Raw genomic sequence first — 17,048 nt, 5'->3', positions numbered from 1 at the left:
CTCAGACCACCCCCCGCAGGTGGTCGACCAGGGCCGCACCCCGCGCCCGGTTGACCACTGCCACCAGGTCGATCCGCACCCCACCCGGCGGAGCGGGCGGCCATTGCGGATCGGCTGGCCCGGGGTCGTACCCGGGCCCGGCGAGCCGGGCGAAGTGGCCGGGCCAGCGTTCGGCCATCCAGCGCTCGGCCAAGCGTTGCAGTCGGGCCGCCTTGGCCCGGTCGATGGCCTCGCTGGGTTGTTGGAAGCCCCGCTCGGAGCGGGTCTTCACCTCGCAGACCGCGACGGTGTCGCCGTCGAGGGCGACGATGTCCAGCTCGCCCTCGACACAGCGCCAGTTGCGGTCCAGGATGCGGAGCCCGGCCTCCGTGAGGCGGCGGGCGGCGACCCGCTCCCCATAGCGGCCGAGCCCGTTCCTGGTGCCGCGGTCCGGGCGCTTCCCGGTGTCCGCCCCGGCTGCGGCCGTGTTCGGTACGGCCTGGTCCTGCGCGATGGTGTTCTGCATGGTGACCACCTCCGCCGAGGAGGCTGCACCACCGTGCGCGACGAAGCCGGGAAATTCCGACTCCCTGTGGATAACCCGGGCCTGTGGATAACTTTTGTCACCCGCAGGGGTGAGAAGCCCCCGTCGCGCGAAATTCGGTTGGACAACGCGGGACGGAGTCGTCCAACGTCAGTTCCCGAAGCCGGACTCGTCCGAGGGCAGCTCCAGATCGCTCTTCGCGAGTTCCTCGATGTTCACGTCCTTGAAGGTCAGCACCCGGACCTTGCGGACGAACCGGGCCGGCCGGTACATGTCCCAGACCCACGCATCCGCCATCGACACCTCGAAGAACACCTCGCCCTGGACCGAGTGCACCTGCAGCTCGTAGTCATTGGTGAGGTAGAACCGTCGCTCGGTCTCGATCACGTACTTGAACAGGCCGACGACGTCCCGGTACTCCCGGTAGAGCTTGAGCTCCATCTCGGTCTCGTACTTCTCGAGATCTTCGGCACTCATCCAGGCGTCCCCTCAACTTGTCACGTCCACCCATTGTGGACCACCACACCCACGCTCAGAGCCGTACCGGATCGACCGGCGGGCCCTCCGCCAGCAGTCGCCCGAGGAAGTCCGCCAGTCCGGCCGGATAGACCGTTTCGGCGGTCCCCCGCAGTTCCTCGACCGTCCACCAGCGCGCCGTGAGCAGCTGGGCGTGCTCCTCCTCGCCCATGCCCGAGTGGTCCAGACCCGTCTCCGTAGTCCGGGCCAGGTGGAACCACTGCTCCTGCTCGTAGCGCTGTCCCTGAAAGGAGAACGACACCGTGCCGTACGCCACCAAGGGCCCCAGGTCCACACCCCGCAGGCCGGTCTCCTCCGCGAGCTCCCGCTCGGCGGCCTCGCGCGCGTCCTCCCCCGGCTCCAAGCCGCCCCCGGGCGTGAACCACCACGTCTCCCCGGGCACGGCCGGATCGGCGCCCAGGAAAAGGAGGATGCGGTCCAGCCCGTCCAGCAGCAGGATCCGCGCAGCCCTGCGACGCTGTGCTGTCATGGCAGCGCTCCACACTCCTTCCGTACGCATCGGTGGCGCTACCGATCCTGCCACCCGACGCGTCCGTCCGGGGCGATGTTCCGCAGAGCGGCCCGGTCGGCGACGGCCACGCTCAGGAGCTGCGCCCCCGGCGAAGCCGGCGGGCCAGGCCCGCCACCCCGCCCACCGCCGAGGTCACGACGATCAGCGCCGCGCCCGCGACGCTGGCGTAGGCGGCCGGCTCCAGCGGCCCGGGCTCGCCGGCCTTCGGGCCCGCGAAGGAGTCGAAGGCCGTGGTGCGGTCGAGCACGCCCATCCGGCCGAAGGGCTGAAGGGTGGCCTCGACCCTGGCCTCGACCGCGGCGGCCGGGACGGTCCCGCCGTCCACCTCCAGGTGGGTGCGGGAGTCGAGCGAGCCGAGCCGGTTGTCACCGAGCAGGAACAGCCGCCCCTGCGGCACCGTCACGCTGAACGACTCGCCCTGGCGGCCCTGGGTCTCGAGGTAGGGCTCGTCCACCGGCTGCCCGTTCACCGTCAGCCGCTGGTCACTGCCGGTGGTGGCGACGGTGTCCCCGCCGACCGCGACCACCCGCTTGGCCATGAGCTCCCCGCCCCAGGCCTGGTCGCGGAAGACCACCACGTCGCCCCGGCCGATGTCGCCGCCGCCGACCTTGCGGGCGAGCACGGTGTCCCCGGCCTGGAGCATCGGATGCATCGAAGCGGTGGGGATCTTGTACGGCCGGTAGTCGACCGCGATGAGGGCGAAGCCGCCGATCATCAGCACCAGCCCGAGCGCGAGCGCGATGCCCTGCAGCACGGCGGCGGGCCCGCGACGGGAACGGGCGGGGGGCACGGCCGGTCGGTCGGCCGACTGTTCCACGACACTGCTCATCGACACCGTCCACTTCTGGCCGACCGGAGAACACCACTGGCACGCCGGCGGCTCGGGCGGAAACGCCGACGGGCCGTGGCACGTCCGAGCAGATTACTCGTCGGTACCACGGCCCGCACAAGAGCTGGGGACGATCCGGTGGAGCTCAGGACTCCTTCCGGCGGTCCGCCCGGGCCCGCGCCCGGCGCACCAGCGGAAGCAGGGCGACGGCACCCACCGCACCGGCCACGGGGGGTTCCATCGGCAAGGCCCCTGTCAGACCCTCCTGGTCGAAGGTGTCCGGCACCGGCAGCGTGGACCAGTGGGAGACCGGCCAGGCCACCACGAAGGCACGCCCGATGACGTTGTCCACCGGCACGGCTCCGCCACCCGGCTGGTCCATGTGGAAGCGGGAGTCCAGCGAGTCGGCGCGGTGGTCGCCCATCACCCAGATGCGGCCGTCCGGCACCTTCAGCGGGCCGAAGGGCTGCGTCCCGCAGGGGGTGTTGCCCGGGTAGACGTACGGCTCGTCGAGCGCGACGCCGTTGACCGTGACCGGTCCGTCGCCCTTGCACTCGACGGTGTCCCCGCCGACCGCGATGACCCGCTTGATCAGGTCCTTCTCGTTGGCGGAGGGCATCAGGCCGACGAAACTGAGCACGTCCTGGACACCGCGGACGAAGGAGTTGCCGCTCTGCTGCGTCGGCTCGTCGTTCAGCCAACCGCCCGGGTCGTGGAACACCACGACCTCACCGCGCTCGGGCTCGGCCCCGAACCAGGGGGTCAGCTTGTCCACCAGGACGCGGTCGCCGACCTGCAGCGTGTTCTGCATCGACTCCGACGGAATGGAGAACGCCTGGACGAAGAAGGTCTTGATCACCAGCGCGAGGATCAGCGCGATGCCGATCAGGATCGGCAGCTCCTTCAGAAAGGAGCGCTGCTTGTGCGGCTTGGCCGGAGCCTCCGACTCCGACTCGTCCGCCGGCTCGCTCCCCGACCGCCGGGGCTCCGAGGAGCCCTTCGCCCCGGTGCCGTGCTCATCGGCGGTCTGGGCGGTCGCGTCATCGACCGCGGCCGAAGGCGTCGAGGAATCGGCGGACCGGGTCACCCGGCCGCCGCCCGAGCCCTCGGGGTCCCCGGCGCCCGAGCGGGCGCCGATCACCAAATCCCCCACAACGTCTCCTCCCTGCTGTGCGGACGCCCGCGCGCCCGCGCTCAGAGTGCCGCACAGCGGGCACCACGCTCGCCACGACCATGAACGCATCAGGGCTGCCCACAACAGACTCCCCTGACACCAACACGGCCTCGGCGCACAGCCGGGACCGCTCCCGGCCGCACCTGCACTTCTCTATCACTCCAGGGCATCCGGCTCGCGGTCCCACACGCGCGGTCCGGCCGTTCAAACGCCGGAGCGGCTCACTCGGGAGGCCGCGCCGGCCGGCGAACGACGAACGGAAGGATGCCCAACACACCCATAACGAGCGGAGGTTCCATGGGAACCGGCCCAACGCCCATCGATTTCGGCGTAGTTCCGCCGGGCTGCGAAGCCCCGGCAAGAGAGGAGAGTGAACTCGGCTCATCGAGTTGATGGAAGCGGTCCAGCGGCCAGGCGATCACGAACGCGCGACCGACCACACCGCTCAGCGGGATGGTCCCCTGTCCTGGATTGCCCATGTGGAAACGGGAGTCGGCGGAGACGTCCCGGTGATCGCCCATGACCCACAGGCGCCCCTTCGGCACCGTCACCTTGAAGGGCTGCCGGGACGCCGGGTTGCCCGCCGCGAGGTACGGCTCCGCCACCGGACGGCCGTTGACACTGAGGCGCCCCTGCGCGTCGCAGCACTCAACGGTGTCCCCGCCGACGCCGATCACGCGCTTGATCAGGTCCTGCTCGTCGTCGGACGGCAACAGCCCGACGAAGGTGAGCACGTGTTTGGCCGCGCCCAGCACCGGACCGTCGTCGGACGGCTTGCGATCGTTCTCCAGCCAGCCACCCGGGTCCTTGAACACCACGACATCGCCGCGCTGCGGCTCACTGCCGAACCAGGGGGTCAACTTGTCCACCAGCACCCGGTCCCCGACCTGGATGGTCTGCTCCATCGAGCCCGAGGGGATCACGAACACCTGGATCAGGAAGGTCTTCATCACCAGCGCCACCAGCAGCGCCACCAGGATGATCAGCGGGAACTCGCGCAGCAGCGAGCGCTTGCGCCGACGGGCCGCGCGCCGGGCGGTGCGACGACGCTCGGCGCGGCCGCGGACCGTCGGGGCCGAATCGGGCCCGACGCCGCCCCGGCCGCTGTCATCCGGCTCCGGAGCCGGGCGGTCGGCGACCCGCCCCCTACCTCTGGTCCCCATGACCACCCGTCCCCGCGATCGCGGCGAAGGCCGTGGGCCGGTCCAGGACAGCCCAGCGCGAGAACGGGTAGACCACCCAGTCCGCCCGGCCGATCACCTTGTCCTCGGGCACGAAGCCGCCGCCGGGCTCGCCGAGGTGGTCGCGGGTGTCCCGGGAGGCGCTCCGGTGGTCACCCAGCACGAACAGCTTGCCGGTCGGCACCACGATGTCGAAGGCCACGTTCGACGGCTCGTCGCCCGGGGCCAGGTAGGAGCTCTCGTCCACCGGCACGCCGTTGACGGTGATCGGCTTGCCCGGGCCGGTGCTGGTCACCCGGTCCCCGCCGACGCCGACCACGCGCTTGACGTAGACCGTGTTCCCGGCCGGGGCCAGCCCGAGGTCCCGGCCGATCGAACGAACGTTGTCCCAGAAGCCGGGCTGCTCCGCCGACTCGGGCAGGAAGGAGCCCGTCCCGTCGAAGACCACGACATCGCCCCGCTGGGGGTGGCCGCCGAAGGCGTAGGCGAGCTGGTTGGCGATCAGCCGGTCGCCGGGCCGCAGGGTGTCCTCCATCGAACCGGAGGGCACCGTGAACGGACGCGCGACGAAGGCGTTCACCAGGAGCAGGACCGCCAGGCAGATCCCGACCAACAGCAACAGGTCCCGCGACCGCGAGCGCCCGGACTCCTCGTTCGGCTCCTCGCCCGGCTCCTCACTCGGCTGGGCACCCTCGGGCTGCTGCTCGCTCTCGCCCGGCTCCGCGGCCTCACACACCCCCGCAGCTGCCGCATCCCGGTCGTGCTCCGCCCCTCGCCCGCGCTCCCGCACGGCCGCGCCCTCGGCGCGGACCCCGCCACCGGAATCGACGCCGGCACCAGGAGCCGCCGCGGAACCGTCCCGCGGAACTCCCCCGGAAACGACCGCGGACCGCGACAGCGAGTCCGCACCGGTGGGTGCGGGACTGCCGTCGCGGTCCGCGGGTGGTTCGTGCGTGCTCATCGGGGGCTGAGCTTACCTTGCGGCAGCCCGGCCCTTCAGAGCGCTCCGATCCCCCGGCGTGGCCGGGGGCCGGTGGATCAGCGGTCGCGCTTCTCCTTGATCTTCGCGGCCTTGCCGCGGAGGTCACGCAGGTAGTACAGCTTGGCGCGGCGAACCGCACCGCGGGTCACGACCTCGATCTTCTCGACGACCGGGGTGTGCACCGGGAAGGTGCGCTCCACGCCGACGTTGAAGCTGACCTTGCGAACGGTGAAGGTCTCACCGACGCCGGCGCCGTGACGACGGATGACGACGCCCTGGAAGACCTGGACACGGGAGCGGTTGCCCTCGATGACCCGGACGTGGACCTTCAGGGTGTCACCGGCACGGAAGGCCGGGATGTCGGTGCGCAGCGAGGCCGCGTCGACAGCAGCGAGCTTGTTGCTCATGTTGCTCTCCATCGCAGGCGCCACGGGCCGCCCACGGAAGTTCGTCACAATGGGGTCTGCTGCGGGCCGCGTCGGCTGACGGCGATCCCCCCGTGGCGGGGGCGCCGGTCCACGTGCCCCCTACGGGAGGGGGCCGGCGACAGACAGCAGCGGCCTATTCTTCCACACCACCGGCCACGGACCGAAATCGGCCGAGCTCCTCGTCCCAGGCCAGACCCAGGACGCTGAGCGCCTGCCGGTCCTTCTTGTCGAAGGCGCCGTACTGCCAGCGCTCGACCAGGTCGGGCCGGTTGGCCAGGGTGCGAGCGAAGGCCTGCTCCCGCCGCCAGCGGGCGATCTTGCCGTGGTTGCCGCTGAGCAACACGTCCGGCACGGTCCGGCCGCGCCACTCGGCGGGCTTGGTGAAGACCGGGCCCTCCAGCAGGTCGGCCATGGCGCCGGGAGCGAAGGAGTCGTCCCGGTGGGACTCGGCGTTGCCGAGCACGCCGGGCAGCAGCCGGGCGATCGCCTCGACCATCACCAGCACCGCGACCTCGCCGCCGGCCAACACGTAGTCGCCGATCGAGGCCTCGACCACCGGCATCCGGGTGGCCGCCTCCTCGATCACCCGGCGGTCGATGCCCTCGTACCGCGCGGGGGTGAACGCCAGCCAGGGACGGCCGGCCAGCTCCTGGGCGAGCTCCTGGGTGAACGGGCGCCCGCTGGGGGTGGGCACGACCAGCGTGGGCACCTCGCCCTCGGGGCCGCCGGCCGCCACCGCGTCCAGCGCCTCGCCCCACGGCTCGGGCTTCATCACCATGCCGGGTCCGCCGCCGTACGGGCTGTCGTCCACCGTGCGGTGCACGTCGTAGGTCCACTCGCGCAGGTCGTGGACGTGCACGTCCAGCTGGCCGCGGGCGCGGGCCTTGCCGACCAGCGAGATGTTCAGCGGCTCCAGGTACTCGGGGAAGATCGTGACGACGTCGATCCGCATCCCGGACTGGACGCCCGAAGCGGCACCCTGCCCGGCGTCCTGTCCAGCGCCCTGGGGGGTCTGCTCGACGGTCACTCCGACTCCCCCGACCGCTCCGAATCGGTGGACTCGCCGGATTCAGCGGACTCGGCGGAATCAGCGGACCCGCCCGACGCCTCCGGCTCCGGCTCCGCCGCCGCCCGACCGGCGACCTCGGCCTGCTCGGGGTCGATCAGCCCGGCTGGCGGGGTGATCACGACCCGCTGGTTCTCCAGGTCGATCGTCGGCACGATCTGGCTGACGAAGGGCACGAGCACCTCCGTCCCGTCGGCCTTCGTCACCGTGAGCAGGTCCTGGTACGGCAGGTGGACCACCTCGGTCAGCTCGCCGACCAGGGTGCCGTCGAGCAGCACCACGTCGAGGCCGATCAGCTGGTGGTCGTAGTACTCCTCCGGGTCGTCCGGCCGCTCTTCCGGGTCGACCTCGGAGATGAGCAGGGTGCCCCGCAGCGCCTCCGCCGCGTTGCGGTCCTTGACGCCGGCGAAGCGCAGCAGCAGTCGGCCGCTGTGCACCCGGCCGGACTCGACGGTCAGCGGTCCGGCCGAGGCTGGGTCGGTGAGCAGGACGGCACCGGGTCCGAGCCGAAGTTCCGGCTCGTCGGTGCGGACCTCGACACTGACGTCCCCCCTGATGCCGTGGGCGCGGCCGATCTTGCCGACGACGAGCTGCACGGTGATCGTTCTCCTGGAGTTGCTGAGCAAGAAGGCAGAGACAGGTAAGCAGAGACAGCTAGCAAAAAAGGCCGACCGGGACGACATGCGTCCCGGTCGGCCTCAAGCCCGACGGCTGAACGAGCAGCTGCGTCAGCGAATGTTGTCCACGTCGACCAGGTCGACCCGGACGTTGCGACCGCCGAGGGCCCCGACCACGGTGCGCAGAGCGCGCGCCGTGCGGCCGCCCCGGCCGATCACCTTGCCGAGGTCATCGGGGTGCACTCGCACCTCGATGGTGTTGCCCCGACGCAGGTTGCGCGAACGCACCTGCACCTCGTCGGGGTGCTCGACGATGCCCTTCACCAAGTGGTCGAGGGCGTCCTCGATCACGATCAGGCCTCGGCGGCGGCGTCGGCCTCAGCCTCGGCCTTGTCCGACTTCTTGGCCTTCGGGGTGATGGCGACACCGGTGGTGGCGTCCTCGAAGCCGGCGACGGCCTTGGCGAACAGGTGCGAGAAGTCCTCGACCTTCGGCTCGGCGACCTTCAGCGGCGCCGGAGCCGGCAGGCCCTTGAACTTCTGCCAGTCGCCGGTCAGCTTCAGGATGGCGAGCACCGGCTCGGTCGGCTGGGCGCCGACGGACAGCCAGTACTGGGCGCGGTCGCTGTCGACCTCGATCTTCGAGGGGTTGTAGGTCGGCTGGTAGATGCCGATCTCCTCGATCGCGCGACCGTCACGCTTGGTGCGGGCGTCGGCGACGACGATGCGGTAGTGCGGGGAGCGAATCTTGCCGAGACGCTTCAGCTTGATCTTGACTGCCACGGGAGTGGATTCTCCTGGTGTTGACGTGGGTGAGCGTCCTCGCCGTCCGCGTGGGGTTGCGGGGCGGGGCGTTCAAGGGACACGCCAGCCGTAGGAGAGAGGGGTCCTGCCCGGCTGCCGAGTACTCAGCTGTCCATTCTGCCATACCGGCGCGAACGGTCTTGACCCGCCCTCTGCGGACGCGGCTGCTCAGGCCACCCCGAACGGAACCACCCGGGGACCACTCCGGGGGTCACTGGGGCTCACGACGGAGCCGCTCCAGGACCCGGAACACAGGGTTCAGGGCTCGACCGGGAGCCCCCGCTCCCGGTCAGCCCACAGACTCACCGACTCCGAACGTCCGATCGCCCCGGCGCACCGACTGCCCGCACAGTCGCCGACCGGTCCCGGCCGCCCGGTTATGCGATCTTGAACGGCTGCTGGCACGCGCCGCAGACGATGGACGCCTGTGCCAGTACGGACGGCACGACCCGGACGTTGCGCCCGCAGCCGCAGACCGCCTTGACCCGCACGCCGCCGCCGGAGGAACCGTGCCGGGCGGCCGGACCGCGGAAGGCACGGGTCGCGCCGTCGCCGGCCACCGCCTCCTGGTGCGCGCCGAGGGCGCGGTCCAGGCGCTCGATGGTCTCGGCGTAGCGCTCCTGCGTCTCCTTGAGCATGGTCACCTGGGAGAAGCCGCTGCTCGCGTGCGGCTCGACCGGGTGCGCCAGGCCCAGCTCGGAGGCCAGCATCAGGAAGCGTCGGTTGTGGTAGCGGCCGGCGCGCGAGGTGTCCCGGATGTCCCGGGCCGCGGCCAGACCGTGGGCAGCCTCGTGGAGGAGCCGCTCGAAACCGAGCCGCGTGCCACAGGCCGAGGAGGACTCGCCGATCAGGGCCTCGGGCGAGGCCAGGTCCGGGAGGTCCTGGTGGTGGGCCTGGATGTCGCTCCAGGCGGCGGCCAGTTCGGCCGCGAGGACGAGGGGCTGTGTCGTGCTCACGCTAGACCAACGATGCAGAGCGAGCCGATGTTCCGCATGTTCCCGTTCTCCGGGAATTCCCAGGGAACTCCCAGGAATGCGCGACTGTGCGCGAATTGCGTGTTCCGGATCTGACGCAAGACCAACCCCCTGCCGGTTTCGGCCCGTCGCAGAGTCGGCGGGCCTCGTGAATTCCGTCCGAGGGGCGGGCTGTCGCCCCAGGACGTACGGCCCGTGAACCCGTCGAAGTTGACAGGGCCACGGGCCGTACACCGTACCGCTATTCCGTTAATACCGGCAGTTGACCGGTGAGTAGGGATGTCGGGTGTCGGTAGTCGTCCGGGAGAGTTACCGGATTCTTACCCATCCGCATTCCGGGCAAATGTCGCCGCCAACGGTCATTACCTGCAGGTAACAGGCATCAGTACGCACGCGCGACGATCGCGATATTGCCGTCCTGGTCGTCCGTCTCCGGCACCGAACCGTCGGCCGCGACGATGCAGCGGACCGTGACGCCCTGCTCGGCCAGCTTGGCCTCGCCCTCCGGGCCGAGGTCGGCCCAGGAGATCCGGCCCCAGCCGGTCGCGGCGGCCTCGACGGCCTCGTCGAGGGTCTTGACATCGACGGTGCGGGCCTCGCGGCGCTCGCGGGACTGGCGCAGCAGCAGCGCCTGGTCCTCCTCCAGGATGCCCGGCAGCAGCGCGGCCAGGGCGTCGATGGAGACCGGCTCCTTGCCGCCCGGGATGCGGCGGGCCAGCATCGCGGTGCCGTTCTCGAGGTCGCGCGGGCCGACCTCGATGCGCAGCGGAACGCCCTTGAGCTCCCAGTCGACGGCGCGGCGGCCGAACGGGGTGTCGGTGCGGTCGTCGACGACGGTCCGGATGCCGACCGCCTCCAGCGCGGCGCCGATCTCGCGGACCTTGGCGATGACGGCGTCGTCGCCCTTGATGGCCAGCACGACGGCCTGGACCGCGGCCAGGCGCGGGGGCACCCGCAGACCGTTGTCGTCGCCGTGGGACATGATCAGGCCGCCGACCATGCGGGTCGAGACGCCCCAGGAGGTCTGCCAGACGTACTCGCGCTCGGCGCCCTGCAGCTGGTAGGTGGTGTTGAACGCCTTGGCGAAGTTCTGGCCCAACTCATGGCTGGTGCCCATCTGCAGCGCCTTGCCGTCGCCCATCATGCCCTCGAGGGTGAGGGTGTTGATGGCGCCGGCGAAGCGCTCCTTGGCGGTCTTGCGGCCGAGCACGACGTCGATGCCGAGCACGTTGGTCATGAAGTCGCCGTAGACCTGGGTGTGGATCATCGACGCGTAGTCGCGGGCGTCCTCGTACGTGGCGTGGGCGGTGTGGCCCTCCTGCCAGAGGAACTCGGTGGTGCGCAGGAAGACGCGCGGGCGCAGCTCCCAACGGACCACGTTGGCCCACTGGTTGATCAGCAGCGGCAGGTCGCGGTGGCTCTGCACCCACTTCGAGAAGTACTCGTTGATGATCGTCTCGGAGGTCGGCCGGACGACGACCGGCTCCTCCAACTGCTTGCCGCCGCCGTGGGTGACCACCGCGAGCTCGGGCGCGAAGCCCTCGACGTGCTCGGCTTCCTTGGTCAGGTAGGACTGCGGGATGAACATCGGGAAGTAGGCGTTCTGCGCGCCCGCCTTCTTGATGCGCGCGTCCAGCTCCTGCTGCATCCGCTCCCACAGGCCGTAGCCGTACGGTCGGATGACCATGGTGCCGCGCACCGGACCGTTGTCGGCCAGCTCGGCCTTGTTGATGAGGTCCTGGTACCAGCGGGGGAAGTCTTCCGCCTGAGGGGTGAGAACGGGTGCCTTAGCCATGGGCGGAATGGTACGGGGACGGGGCCCCCGGTTTCGAATCGGTATCACACCCCCGGCCGTTGGATGGCGGCCCGCGGTCGGCCGCAGGGGGCGCACGACCGCGACACGCGCGCACCACCCTGCACCCCTCTGGACGCCGGGCCCGACCCGCTGTTCGCTGGAGTGGGGCGGGACTTTGGGGGAGCCGTAGCAGCACACCGAAGGACCGGATGGGAGGCCGCGATGGCTTCAGCTCGGACGACCGGCACAACCGTACGACCAGCGGGCGCACGACCGCACCACCCGCAGCCCGGGGCCGCCGCGCCCGCGCGGGCGCGCGACTGGGCGGAGATCCAGGAACGCATGCTGGTGCCGCTCTACGAGGCGGTGTACGACCGCCTGGAGATCGGCCCGGCGAGCAGCGTGCTGGGACTGGGCTGCCGGTCCGGACTGGCCCTGCTGCTCGCGGCCGGACGGGGCGCCCAGGTCGCCGGACAGGAGCCGCGGGACGAGCTGCGCGAACTGGCCCGCGACCGCCGGCTGCGGGTGTGCACCGGGTCCCGGCCGACCGCCGCCGTCCCCCGCTCGGCCCATTCGCTGGTGACCGTTTTCGAGCAGTTGCCCGGCGCCACCGTGCCCGGCCCGGTGGTCGCCGAGGCGGCCCGGCTCACCCTCCCCGGCGGGCACGTGGTGCTCGCCGCCTGGGGCCCGCCGGAGCGCTGCCAGAGCGCCCCGGTGCTGGACGTGGCACGCCGGATGGCGGGCCGGACCACCGCGCGCGACCCGTTCGAGCTGAGCGCGCCCGGCGCGCTGGAGGACCTGCTCGCCCCGGCCGGCCTGCGCCCGGCCGGCAGCGGCCGGGTGAGCTGCCCGTTCGCCTACCCGGACCTCGACAGCGCGGTCCGCGGCCTGCTCTCCACCGGGCTGTTCGAGGCGGCCGAGGAGTTCTCCGGCGCCTCCCTGGTGGCCAAGGAGCTGGAGGAGGCGCTGCAGCCCTACCTGCGCCCGGACCGCACGGTCCGGATGGAGAACGTCTTCCGCTACCTGGTCGCCGAACGACCCCGGTAGCGGGCCGGTGGCGAGTCAAGCGAGTCAAGCGAGTCATCTGACGTCCGCGACAGGAACGAGCGGAAGCGAAACCGATCGGAGACAGTAGCCGGACGAAAGAAACCGGGGGCGCCCGCCATCACGGCGAGCGCCCCCGGCCGGCGCCTTCACGCCCGGTCGAGCGGCTTCCCGTCCGACCCGCCGTCGCCGTCCGACCCGCCGTCGCCGTCCGAGCCCGAAGCCGGGGACGAACCCGGGCCGCCGCCCGAGGCCGACCCGCCCTCCTCCTCCGAGGCCTTCCGCGGCACCCCCGCCGCCCGGTACGCCTCCTCCTCGTCCAGTGTCTCCGCCTCCAGCAGCGCCGCCGCCAGCGCGTCCAGCCGGTGCCGCTGCTCGGTCAGCAGCCGCACCGCGTCCTCGTAGCACTCGGCGACGATCCGCCGCGCCTCCTCGTCCACCGCGTCCAGCGTGGTGGGCGCGGCCGAGAGCCCGTACGCGCCCTGCGGGTCCGCGGGCACCGCGGTGAGCCGCCCGACCCGCTCGCTCATCCCCCAGCGCCCGGCCATCCCGCGCGCGATGTTGGTGACCTGCTCCAGGTCGCTCTCCGCGCCGGTGGTGATCACCCCGTACACCACCTGCTCGGCCGCCATCCCGCCCAGCGCGCCGATGATCCGGCCGCGCAGGTAGGGCTCGGTGTACGAGTAGCGGTCGTTCTCCGGGGTGGAGAGGGTGACGCCGAGGGCGCGGCCGCGCGGCACGATGGTGATCTTGCGGACCGGGTCCGCGCCGGGCTGGAGCATGCCCAGCAGCGCGTGCCCGCTCTCGTGGTAGGCCGTCCGCTCACGCTCCTCCTGGGGCATCACCAGCGGACGTACGGCGCCGAGTTGGACCTTCTCCAGGGCGTCCGAGAGGTCCCGCTCGTTGACCGCGTCCTGCTTGCGCTTGACGGCCAGCAGGGCCGCCTCGTTGACCACGTTGGCGAGTTCGGCACCGGTCATCCCGGGGGTGACCTTGGCCAGTTGGTCGAGGTCGGCGCTGCCGGCCAGCGGGACGGTCCGGGTGTGGATGGCCAGGATCGCGGCGCGGCCCTCCCGGTCGGGCGGGCTGACGGTGATCCGCCGGTCGAAGCGGCCGGGGCGCAGCAGCGCCGGGTCGAGCACGTCCGCCCGGTTGGTCGCGGCGATCACGATGACGCCCTCGGAGCCGGAGAAGCCGTCCATCTCGGTGAGGATCTGGTTGAGCGTCTGCTCGCGCTCGTCGTGCCCGCCCATGCCGCCGCCGGCGCCGCGCTGACGGCCGATGGTGTCGATCTCGTCGATGAAGATGATCGCCGGGGCGACCTTGCGGGCCTCGGCGAACAGTTCGCGCACCCGGCTGGCGCCGACGCCGACGATCATCTCGATGAACTCGGAGGCGGAGGCGGAGAAGAACGGCACGTCGGCCTCGCCGGCCACGGCCCGCGCCAGCAGGGTCTTGCCGGTTCCGGGCGGGCCGCTGAGCAGGACGCCGCGCGGCATCTTGGCGCCGAGCCTGCGGTACTGGTCGGGGTTCTTCAAGTAGTCGACCACCTCGGTGAGTTCGGCCTCGACCTCGTCGATGCCGGCCACGTCGGCGAAGGTGGTCCGCTTGCCCTGCTCGGCGGTGACCGGCTTGGGCGGGGCCTTGCGGCCGAGCGGTCCGGCACCGAGACCGCCGGCCATCCGGCGGGCGAGCAGCACCCAGATGAAGATCAGCAGCAGCATCGGGGCGAGCGAGAGCAGCAGATTGGTGAGGAAGCTGCGCTGCTGCACCGGTGAGGTGGCGGTGACCTCGACGCCCTGCTGCTGCAAGGTGGCCCACAGGTTGTCGCCCGCGAAGGAGGGGCGCTGGGTGTCGAACTCGGTGTAGTCGCCCTTGCCGCCGTCCGGCTTGGGCTGAGCGGTCTTGAGGGTGCCCTCGATCGCGTCGCCCTTGGAGTAGATCTTGGTGATGTTGCCCTTGTTCAGCTGGTTGTTGAACTCGGTGTAGGAGATCGTGGTGGTGCCCTCGTTGCCGAAGAAGGACAGCAGCACGTCGGAGATCAGGAACACCACGAGTGCGGTGAGGATGAGGCCCGTCCAGCCGCCGGGCATCCGGCGGCGGGGTGGCGGCGGGGGCGGGGCGCCCTCGGACCGCCAGGGCTGGTCGGGAGTCTGGCGCGGCGGCACGGGTTCGGTCACCCACCGGACAATACGGACAGGCGCTCGGACGAGCCAACCGCAACGCCGCGCCCCACCGCTCCCACGGGCCGCGCCACGGCCCCCACCAGCGGTTATGCCACGCTGCCCGGCCATTCCTCGGCGGTCAGCGCGAAGCGCTCGTGGTCGCGCCAGTCCCCCTGCAGGAACAGCATCCGCGGTGTGAAGCCCTCGTGCCGGAAGCCCAGCCGCTTGGCCATCGCGATCGAACGCTCGTTCTCCGGCTGTACGTTGATCTCCAGCCGGTGCAGGCCGAGCCCGCCGGCCGACTGCGGGGCGAAGCAGCGCTCCAGAACCAGCCGCAGGCCCTCGGTCATCCGCCCGGTGCCGGCGAACGGCAGGTACGAGTCGTAGCCCAGCGCGCCGTTGCAGAACCGGCCCATCACGATGTTGGCGACGTTCACCTTGCCGACCAGCCCGCCGGTGTCCCGGTCGAAGATCAGGAAGGTGCGCAGCCCCGCCCCCTGGCGCTCCAGCAGCTCCGGCAGACCATCCGGCTCGACCGGGTTCCACCGCCCGATGTGCTCGGCGGACCGTCGGACCGCCTCGGCGTACACAACCTCGTCGTCGGCCCTCGGGGCCCTGATCATCACTCGCACGCCAACATCATCGGACATGTGAGCGGCCCGCCGCCCCGGAAATGCGGGACGACGGGCCGATCGGGGACGGAGCCGGGCCGGGGCCTACAGCATGTCCTTGAACTCCTTGGGCAGCTCGAAGTCGGCCGGGCCCTTGCCCGCGCCGAGGCCGAACGCGCCGCCGTCGGCGGGACCCTGGGCGCCGAGGGCGCGGCGCTCGGCGGCCGCGGCCTCCTCCTGCGCGCGCTTCAGCGGGTTGCCGCTCTTGCGCTTGCCCTTGGCCTGCGGGGCCTTCTTGGCGGACTTCTTCGCGCCGCCGCCCATCCCCGGGATCCCCGGCATGCCGGGCATGCCCTTGCCGGAGGCCATCGCGGACATCATCTTGCGGGCGTCGAAGAACCGCTCGACCAGGTTCTTCACCTCGCCGACCTGGACACCCGCACCCTTGGCGATACGGGCCCGGCGGGAGCCGTTGATCAGCTCCGGCTCGGCACGCTCGGTCGGGGTCATCGACTTGATGATCGCGCCGACCCGGTTGACGTCCTTGTCGTCGATGTTGTTGATCTGCTCGCGGATCTGCCCCATGCCGGGCAGCATGCCGAGCAGCTTGGAGATCGAGCCCATCTTCTGGACCTGCTCCAGCTGCGACAGGAAGTCGTCCAGGGTGAACTGCTTCGGGCCGCCGCGCAGCTTGGCGGCGATCTTCTCGGCCTCGGCCTGCGAGAAGGTCTGCTCGGCCTTCTCGATCAGCGAGAGGACGTCACCCATGCCGAGGATGCGCGAGGCCATCCGGTCCGGGTGGAAGGCGTCGAAGTCGTCGACCTTCTCGCCGTTCGAGGCGAACATGATCTGCCGGCCGGTGACGTGCGCGACCGACAGCGCGGCACCGCCGCGGGCGTCGCCGTCGAGCTTGGAGAGCACGACACCGGTGAAGTCGACGCCGTCGAGGAAGGCCTGCGCGGTGGTGACCGCGTCCTGACCGATCATCGCGTCGACGACGAACAGGACCTCGTCCGGGTTCACCGCGGCGCGGATGTCGGCGGCCTGCTGCATCAGCTCGGCGTCGATGCCCAGGCGGCCGGCGGTGTCGACGATGACGACGTCGTACTGCTTCTGCTTGGCGTACTCGATCGAGTCCTCGGCGACCCGCACCGGGTCGCCGACGCCGTTGCCCGGCTGCGGGCCGTAGAAGGCCACACCGGCCCGCTCGGCGACCACCTGGAGCTGGTTGACGGCGTTGGGGCGCTGGAGGTCACAGGCGACCAGCAGCGGGGTGTGCTTCTGCTTCTTGAGCCAGTGCCCGAGCTTGCCCGCGAGGGTGGTCTTACCGGCACCCTGCAGACCGGCGAGCATGATGACCGTCGGGCCGCTCTTGGCGAACCGCACGCGACGGGTCTCGCCGCCGAGGATCGCGATGAGCTCCTCGTTGACGATCTTGATGATCTGCTGCGCCGGGTTCAGCGCACCGGAGACCTCGACACCGAGCGCCCGCTCCTTGACCTGCTTGATGAAGGCCCGGACGACCGGCAGCGCGACATCCGCCTCCAGCAGCGCGATGCGGATCTCGCGGGCGGTGGCGTCGATGTCCGCCTCGCTCAGGCGGCCCTTGCCCCGGAGGTTCTTGAACGTCGCTGCGAGGCGATCGGAAAGGGTGTCGAACACGTCGGCGCGGGTCCTCTGCGGCATCGGTATCGGTACGGTCGTCGTCCCCCAGGGTATCCGGCCGCCCCGGGTACGGTCTCCACCCCTGCGGGAACCCCTGTCGGAACCCCTGCGGGAACCCCCGTCGGAACCCCTGCCCGGGCGGG

The 17,048-nt window shown here is 71.3% G+C and carries 18 protein-coding genes; 1 reads left to right on the top strand and 17 read right to left on the bottom strand.

Going from position 1 to position 17,048, the window contains the following annotated elements; all coding sequences use genetic code 11:
- Position 1 precedes the first annotated feature (1 nt).
- The 14 genes from ACH4E7_RS32575 to proS all read right to left on the bottom strand — a co-directional run bounded on the left by ACH4E7_RS32575 (position 2) and on the right by proS (position 11,420).
- The gene (locus ACH4E7_RS32575; RefSeq protein ID WP_396252750.1) at positions 2-505 is read right to left on the bottom strand and encodes a YraN family protein; all 504 of its coding nucleotides are present in this window, start codon (positions 503-505) and stop codon (positions 2-4) included.
- Between the two features lie 168 nt (positions 506-673).
- On the bottom strand, positions 674-1,000 hold the full coding sequence (locus ACH4E7_RS32570) for a DUF2469 domain-containing protein (protein WP_030056781.1): 327 nt from the start codon (positions 998-1,000) through the stop codon (positions 674-676).
- 55 nt (positions 1,001-1,055) lie between these two features.
- Complete coding sequence (locus ACH4E7_RS32565; RefSeq protein WP_396252749.1) at positions 1,056-1,529, bottom strand: NUDIX hydrolase; 474 nt, start codon at positions 1,527-1,529, stop codon at positions 1,056-1,058.
- Between the two features lie 112 nt (positions 1,530-1,641).
- Entirely contained in the window at positions 1,642-2,400 is a 759-nt protein-coding gene (lepB, locus tag ACH4E7_RS32560) for a signal peptidase I (RefSeq protein WP_396252748.1), read from the bottom strand.
- 145 nt (positions 2,401-2,545) lie between these two features.
- Positions 2,546-3,553, bottom strand: a complete 1,008-nt coding sequence (gene lepB / locus ACH4E7_RS32555) for a signal peptidase I (RefSeq protein ID WP_396252747.1) — start codon at positions 3,551-3,553, stop codon at positions 2,546-2,548.
- Between the two features lie 242 nt (positions 3,554-3,795).
- On the bottom strand, positions 3,796-4,737 hold the full coding sequence (lepB, locus tag ACH4E7_RS32550; protein ID WP_396252746.1) for a signal peptidase I: 942 nt from the start codon (positions 4,735-4,737) through the stop codon (positions 3,796-3,798).
- Positions 4,721-5,491, bottom strand: a complete 771-nt coding sequence (gene lepB, locus ACH4E7_RS32545; protein ID WP_396252745.1) for a signal peptidase I — start codon at positions 5,489-5,491, stop codon at positions 4,721-4,723. The genes lepB (ACH4E7_RS32550) and lepB (ACH4E7_RS32545) overlap by 17 nt, the downstream gene beginning before the upstream one ends.
- Positions 5,492-5,793: 302 nt before the next feature.
- Positions 5,794-6,144 carry a 50S ribosomal protein L19 gene (rplS, locus tag ACH4E7_RS32540; protein ID WP_030243502.1) on the bottom strand — a complete coding sequence of 117 codons (351 nt, stop codon included), beginning with the start codon at positions 6,142-6,144 and terminating at the stop codon, positions 5,794-5,796.
- A gap of 154 nt (positions 6,145-6,298) precedes the next feature.
- The gene (gene trmD, locus ACH4E7_RS32535) at positions 6,299-7,117 is read right to left on the bottom strand and encodes a tRNA (guanosine(37)-N1)-methyltransferase TrmD (RefSeq protein WP_396252772.1); all 819 of its coding nucleotides are present in this window, start codon (positions 7,115-7,117) and stop codon (positions 6,299-6,301) included.
- A 71-nt stretch (positions 7,118-7,188) separates the two neighbouring features.
- Entirely contained in the window at positions 7,189-7,827 is a 639-nt protein-coding gene (gene rimM, locus ACH4E7_RS32530) for a ribosome maturation factor RimM (RefSeq protein ID WP_396252744.1), read from the bottom strand.
- Positions 7,828-7,959: 132 nt separating this feature from the next.
- On the bottom strand, positions 7,960-8,199 hold the full coding sequence (locus tag ACH4E7_RS32525; RefSeq protein WP_030056773.1) for an RNA-binding protein: 240 nt from the start codon (positions 8,197-8,199) through the stop codon (positions 7,960-7,962).
- A gap of 2 nt (positions 8,200-8,201) precedes the next feature.
- Positions 8,202-8,630 carry a 30S ribosomal protein S16 gene (gene rpsP / locus ACH4E7_RS32520; protein ID WP_045700219.1) on the bottom strand — a complete coding sequence of 143 codons (429 nt, stop codon included), beginning with the start codon at positions 8,628-8,630 and terminating at the stop codon, positions 8,202-8,204.
- Positions 8,631-9,028: 398 nt separating this feature from the next.
- The gene (locus ACH4E7_RS32515) at positions 9,029-9,607 is read right to left on the bottom strand and encodes a hypothetical protein (RefSeq protein WP_280685330.1); all 579 of its coding nucleotides are present in this window, start codon (positions 9,605-9,607) and stop codon (positions 9,029-9,031) included.
- A 400-nt stretch (positions 9,608-10,007) separates the two neighbouring features.
- Entirely contained in the window at positions 10,008-11,420 is a 1,413-nt protein-coding gene (gene proS / locus ACH4E7_RS32510; protein WP_396252743.1) for a proline--tRNA ligase, read from the bottom strand.
- A gap of 222 nt (positions 11,421-11,642) precedes the next feature.
- On the opposite strand from proS, the gene ACH4E7_RS32505 reads away from it, so the two are divergent.
- Positions 11,643-12,467 carry a class I SAM-dependent methyltransferase gene (locus ACH4E7_RS32505; RefSeq protein WP_396252742.1) on the top strand — a complete coding sequence of 275 codons (825 nt, stop codon included), beginning with the start codon at positions 11,643-11,645 and terminating at the stop codon, positions 12,465-12,467.
- Between the two features lie 146 nt (positions 12,468-12,613).
- On the opposite strand, the gene ftsH is transcribed toward ACH4E7_RS32505, so the two are convergent.
- The 3 genes from ftsH to ffh form a co-directional block, all read right to left on the bottom strand.
- A complete protein-coding gene (ftsH, locus tag ACH4E7_RS32500; protein WP_396252741.1) occupies positions 12,614-14,644 on the bottom strand; it encodes an ATP-dependent zinc metalloprotease FtsH in 2,031 nt (676 codons plus the stop codon).
- Between the two features lie 92 nt (positions 14,645-14,736).
- Positions 14,737-15,279: a GNAT family N-acetyltransferase gene (locus ACH4E7_RS32495; protein ID WP_396252740.1), complete on the bottom strand. Its 543-nt coding sequence runs from the start codon at positions 15,277-15,279 to the stop codon at positions 14,737-14,739.
- 66 nt (positions 15,280-15,345) lie between these two features.
- Positions 15,346-16,902, bottom strand: a complete 1,557-nt coding sequence (gene ffh, locus ACH4E7_RS32490; protein WP_396252771.1) for a signal recognition particle protein — start codon at positions 16,900-16,902, stop codon at positions 15,346-15,348.
- Positions 16,903-17,048: the final 146 nt, after the last annotated feature.

Source organism: Kitasatospora sp. NPDC018058 (assembly GCF_044327205.1).
GTDB lineage: Bacteria > Actinomycetota > Actinomycetes > Streptomycetales > Streptomycetaceae > Kitasatospora.
This window is presented reverse-complemented; position numbering and strand designations above follow the sequence as displayed.

What these genes read in the sequence shown, in the direction of transcription:
- ACH4E7_RS32505 (WP_396252742.1), top strand. Translation starts at nt 11,643, where the DNA reads ATGGCTTCAGCTCGGACGACCGGCACAACCGTACGACCAGCGGGCGCA.
- lepB (WP_396252748.1), bottom strand. Translation starts at nt 2,400, where the DNA reads ATGAGCAGTGTCGTGGAACAGTCGGCCGACCGACCGGCCGTGCCCCCC.
- ACH4E7_RS32575 (WP_396252750.1), bottom strand. Translation starts at nt 505, where the DNA reads ATGCAGAACACCATCGCGCAGGACCAGGCCGTACCGAACACGGCCGCA.
- ACH4E7_RS32570 (WP_030056781.1), bottom strand. Translation starts at nt 1,000, where the DNA reads ATGAGTGCCGAAGATCTCGAGAAGTACGAGACCGAGATGGAGCTCAAG.
- trmD (WP_396252772.1), bottom strand. Translation starts at nt 7,117, where the DNA reads ATGCGGATCGACGTCGTCACGATCTTCCCCGAGTACCTGGAGCCGCTG.
- rplS (WP_030243502.1), bottom strand. Translation starts at nt 6,144, where the DNA reads ATGAGCAACAAGCTCGCTGCTGTCGACGCGGCCTCGCTGCGCACCGAC.
- ACH4E7_RS32565 (WP_396252749.1), bottom strand. Translation starts at nt 1,529, where the DNA reads ATGACAGCACAGCGTCGCAGGGCTGCGCGGATCCTGCTGCTGGACGGG.
- lepB (WP_396252746.1), bottom strand. Translation starts at nt 4,737, where the DNA reads ATGGGGACCAGAGGTAGGGGGCGGGTCGCCGACCGCCCGGCTCCGGAG.
- proS (WP_396252743.1), bottom strand. Translation starts at nt 11,420, where the DNA reads ATGGCTAAGGCACCCGTTCTCACCCCTCAGGCGGAAGACTTCCCCCGC.
- ACH4E7_RS32495 (WP_396252740.1), bottom strand. Translation starts at nt 15,279, where the DNA reads ATGTCCGATGATGTTGGCGTGCGAGTGATGATCAGGGCCCCGAGGGCC.